Below are 4,855 nucleotides of genomic sequence, written 5' to 3'. Positions count from 1 at the left end.
CTTGGTCTCGGGCTGGCGATCGCCAAGCAGCTGACGGAGACGCACCACGGCACGCTCGAGGTTGATACCCGGTGGCAGGAAGGCACGACCTTCCGGCTGCAGCTGCCGATCATCAGAGCAGATTAGTCCATCTGCACAACTTCTGCACAACTTCTCCATTACGTCTGGATATTCGAGCGCTACACTAGAGACAAACGCTCACAGGAGGGAATCCGACGCGATGATTCAAGCACAAGCGATTACCAAACAATTCGGCACCGGCCCGACGGCCGTCTATGCCCTCAAAGAAGTCGACCTTACCATCGAGACCGGAGCCTTCGTCAGCATATCCGGCCCTTCCGGCTGCGGCAAAACAACACTGCTGCATGTACTCTCGGGCATCGAGGAGCCGACGGCAGGCAAGGTCTTCATCCAGGACAAGGATCTGTATGGTCTCAAAGAGACGGCACGCTCCGATTACCGGCTGCGTCATACCGGATTTATCTTCCAGTCGTTTCACCTGCTGCCTGTCCTGAGCGCGCTCGAGAATGTAACGCTGCCCCTGCTCGGACTTGGCATGTCTGCCAAGGAAGCAGCTGCGGCAGCCCAGCATGCGCTCGGGCTGGTCGGCCTTCCGGACAAGCTGAAGTCGAGGCCGTCGCAGCTCTCCGGCGGTCAAAATCAGCGGGTCGCGATCGCCCGCGCTATCGCCTCCCGACCGGCCGTACTATGGGCCGATGAGCCGACCGGCGCGCTCGACACGGACACCTCCCAGCAGATTGTCGGCTTGCTCCGGCACATCAATCTGACCTTGGGTACGACGATCGTCATGGTGACGCATGACCCTGGCGTCGCGCAGCAGACGGATCGGATCATCCGGATGGCCAATGGACGCATCCTGCCTGCGGCCGCCCAGGAGGCGCCATGAAGCGCTGGAACGGCGTCGGCTTGTATGCCAAGCTGGCGTGGCGCAATCTGATCTCACAAGGCAGGCAGACGCTGTTGGCCATTGTCGGCTCAGCGATCGGGGCCGCGCTCATTATGGCCTCGGTCGTGTTTTTCCAGTCCTTCGACGAGAGCGGCGCCCGTTATCTGGATCAGCATTACGGTCCGATCGACTGGGAGCTGCGGCCTCCTGCGGGCAACGATCGATTCCGGGCGGACGAGCTGCCGGCGCTCCAGGAGCATCTGGCCAAGACGCCGCTGCCGCATACCGCTGCGATCGTGCTCGATCGAGGTCTGACCCTCGCGATGGACGAAAACTCCGCCACAGACAGTCACCGCTATACCGTGATTGGTCTGACGTTCGCTGATACGGCCGCGCTCGATCCGGACAATCCACTCTGGCAGCAGCCGCTGGCCGTGGATCAGCTCCTCCTCTCCGATGCCGCCGCCCGTTCCCAAGGGCTCGCTGCCGGAGATATCGTCGCCTTGACCGACGATGCGGGCAAGCCGCATCCCTTCGAGGTGCGGGCGGTTGTCCGCGAGACAGGGATTACCGGCTATCGGATCGGCGCCGCCGATGACGGCACGCTTGTCATGACCATGGAGGCCGCACGCCGGCTGGCCGGTCTGGCCGAGGGGGAGTTCACCTCGATCCTCGTGCAGGACGGTCGGGAGGACGCAGAGATCAGCTACTTCCCTATCCCCTCGCCGCTATTCAGCGTGACCGAGCACAAGCTGCAGGACCAGCGCAAGGTCGATACGATGAAGCTGCAGCACGGCGCTACCTTCGTCCTATGCAGCGTCACAGCCGTGGTCGCCGGCTCGGTGCTGATGCTGCAGCTGCTGCTCATGCTGGCCGACTCTCGCAAGGAATCGACCGCGCTGCTGCGGGCGCTCGGCTATCGCCGCCGCCGCACGCAAGCGGTATTCGCGATCGAGGCCGTCATCCTGCAAGGCTGCAGTCTGCTGACCGGACTGCTCGTCGGCCTCCCGCTCGGCTACGGCGTCATCCTGCTGTTCCAGTGGCTCAATCGCGACCTCTGGTCGGACTATGGCAGCCAGGTCGTGACCATCGCGCCGCATGTGACGCTCTCCGGCATCCTGCTGGCGCTGGCGTTCATGCTGCTCCTGTACGCAGCGACGACGATGATCGCCGCCTATCGGCTCGGCAAGCTGGAGATCGTGCCGGCGCTGCGCGGCGACTCCTCCCGCACAGAGGGCCGACCTTCGCGGCTCCGCGCCGTCCTGCGAGTGCTGGCGACGCTGATCGCTGCGGCCATCCTGCTACTCCATCTGGGGATGCTGGCGATGAGCCATGGCCCGGCGGCGAGCGCTGGACAGAGCGGATCGGCAGGGCCTGGATCGCCCGCAGCCTTTGGCAGCTGGCTCGCCGCCTCGATCGCCTCACTCTACCTGCTGGTGCAGCTGCTGCCGCTCGCGCAACGTCTCGTCCGCCCTCTGCTGCGACGTCTCGGCGTCGGCGAGGTCGCTCAGCTGCTGGCGTTCCGCTACCCGGCCAGCCAGTCGCGGCGAACGTTTGCAGTGATGCTGCTGTTCAGCGCCTGCTTTATGCTGCTCACGCTCATTATCAACGTCTCGCATTATTACGGACGCGATATGGAGACGAACTCCTATACGCTGCTGGGATACCCGGCATATATCGGTTATCATAGCACCTCGGAGCTGACGGAGATGCAGCAGCTGCTGCAGAGCAAGCCGGAGTGGCAAGCGCTGGCGGCGGAGGCCGCCGTCCTGCAGCCTTATATGACGCAGCTGGACGTAGAGGAATTGTTCGCCGAGACCGAGCAGATCAACTGGGTGGAGGTGAGCGACACGCTCGCCTCGTCGGGCCGGCTCCGCCTGACGCAGCGCTCGCCGGAATACGCCTCCGATGAGGAGGCTTGGCGAGCCGTGTCGTCCGACCCGTCGCTAGTCATCCTCGACAGCAGCTACAGCTATGGTCCCGAAGCATGGGGCACCGGCTACAAGCAGCGGACACTGCTGCGCGGCGCGCAGCTCGATGATGTGCTCCGGCTCGACGTCTACGCCAAGCCTCCTGCTCCTGGCGAGCCCGGATTCGGGGATCCGACCGCGACCGTCGGCTCGGCTGAGGTGCGGGTGATCGGCTTCGCCGAGACGGGGCATCGGCTGGAGGTCTACAATGCGCTGTTCGTCCATCCGCAGCTGTATGAGGCGTTCGTCGCCCAGGGCTACCGCTGGGAATCGACGCCGGAGATGGGTTATCTGCTGCTGCCGCTACCGTCTGCCGATCGCGCCGCGCTGCAGGAGGCGCAGCAGCAGCTGACGCGGATGGGCGTGGATGGCTTCTATGCTCCGAGACTGACGGAGGCAGGTGCAGATATCGCCCTGGTGCAGACGCTGTGGATGTTCAACAGCTTTATGATCCTGACGATGGGAATCGGTCTAGCCGGGCTGGCGATCGTCCAGTTCCGGGCTGCGCAGGAGCGTGCCGACGTGCTGGCGATGCTGCGCTGCATTGGCTTCCGCGCCAGCGTCATCCGCCAGCTGCTGCTGATCGAGGGGACCTTGATCGGCTGGCTCGGACTGCTCAACGGCTGGCTGTTCGGCTCGGTCGGCGGCTATATGGTATATCGTTTTGCTGAATCGAGCAAGTCTCCGACCAGGCAGCCTCTATCGTGGAGCTATCCCTGGGAGTGGATCGTCCCGGTACTCGCGGGACTGCTGCTGCTGACGATGCTGCTCAATCTGGCGCCCTCCCGCAAGATTGCCGCCGCCTCTCCAGCCGAAGCGATTCGCCTGTCGCAGGACTAGGGCGTGTCTGCCTACTTCGCAAATGCCTTTAGTTTTCAAAGCATGATCTATATTTCTTGCGTCCCCTTCGGCGATGGGTCAATGATAAGATAAGCCTATACCATATCGACGAAAGGGGAACGAGAATGAGCGTGTCAAACCAAGGCGCCTTTTATACGGGACAATACCGCAATTGCTTTCTGGAGGCGGGATACAGCGAGGAGGAGATCGCGGCTCGGCTGGAGCAGGCGTGGAGCGATCTGTTCGACGGGGATGAGGATGTGCGGATCTACTATCCGGTCGGCGATGATATGGGTTATGTACTGGACACCGGCAACTCCGACGTTCGCACGGAGGGGATGTCCTACGGCATGATGATGGCGGTGCAGATGGATCGCAAGGAGGTCTTCGACCGGCTGTGGAACTATGCCAAGACGTATATGCAGCATACCTCGGGACGCTACAAGCATTACTTCGCGTGGCATTGCAAGCCTGACGGCACCCGTATCTCGCAGGGACCTGCGCCGGACGGCGAGGAGTTCTTCGCGATGGCGCTGCTATTCGCCAGCAATCGGTGGGGCGACGGCCCTGCCCCCTACGACTATGCCGAGCAAGCCCGCATCATCCTGCGCGCCTGCGTGCATCAGGGCGAGGACGGCGAGGGCCACCCGATGTGGGACCCGGCGACCCGTCTGATCAAGTTCATACCGGAGACGCCGTTCAGCGATCCGTCCTACCACCTGCCGCACTTCTACGAGCTGTTCGCGCTGCAAGCCGACGAGAGGGACCGCGCCTTCTGGCGCAAGGCCGCTGCTGCTAGCCGCGCGTATCTGCCGACAGCCTGCCATCCGGAGACGGGACTGATGCCGGAGTATGCCAACTTCGACGGCACCCCGACCGAGCCGCAGCGGCATGGCGACTTCCGACACTTTTTCAGCGATGCCTATCGCGTGGCCGCCAACATCGGCCTCGACTGGGAGTGGTTCCGCGCCGATCCGTGGCAGGTCGAGCAATCCAACCGGCTGCAGCGCTTCTTCCAACCGATCGATGTCGCCGACTACCGCCGTTACACGATCGACGGGCAGCCGTTCGACGAGCCGTCGCTCCACCCGATCGGCCTGCTCGCGACCAACGCGATGGCCTCGATGGCTGCCGACGG

The 4,855-nt window shown here is 63.4% G+C and carries 4 protein-coding genes; all 4 read left to right on the top strand.

What is annotated here, in order from left to right:
* Positions 1-12 precede the first annotated feature (12 nt).
* On the top strand, positions 13-126 hold the full coding sequence (locus PA598K_RS30565; protein ID WP_305780829.1) for an ATP-binding protein: 114 nt from the start codon (positions 13-15) through the stop codon (positions 124-126).
* 94 nt (positions 127-220) lie between these two features.
* A complete protein-coding gene (locus tag PA598K_RS30560; protein ID WP_128660565.1) occupies positions 221-907 on the top strand; it encodes an ABC transporter ATP-binding protein in 687 nt (228 codons plus the stop codon).
* Entirely contained in the window at positions 904-3,717 is a 2,814-nt protein-coding gene (locus PA598K_RS30555; protein ID WP_128660564.1) for an ABC transporter permease, read from the top strand. Before PA598K_RS30560 ends, PA598K_RS30555 begins: the two co-directional genes overlap by 4 nt.
* Before the next feature lie 125 nt (positions 3,718-3,842).
* A partial coding sequence (locus tag PA598K_RS30550; RefSeq protein WP_260405695.1) for a glycosyl hydrolase family 8 occupies positions 3,843-4,855 on the top strand: 1,013 nt, incomplete at its 3' end.

The sequence above is a fragment of the Paenibacillus sp. 598K genome, from assembly GCF_003851045.1.
In the GTDB taxonomy this organism is placed as follows: domain Bacteria; phylum Bacillota; class Bacilli; order Paenibacillales; family Paenibacillaceae; genus Paenibacillus_D.
This window is presented reverse-complemented; position numbering and strand designations above follow the sequence as displayed.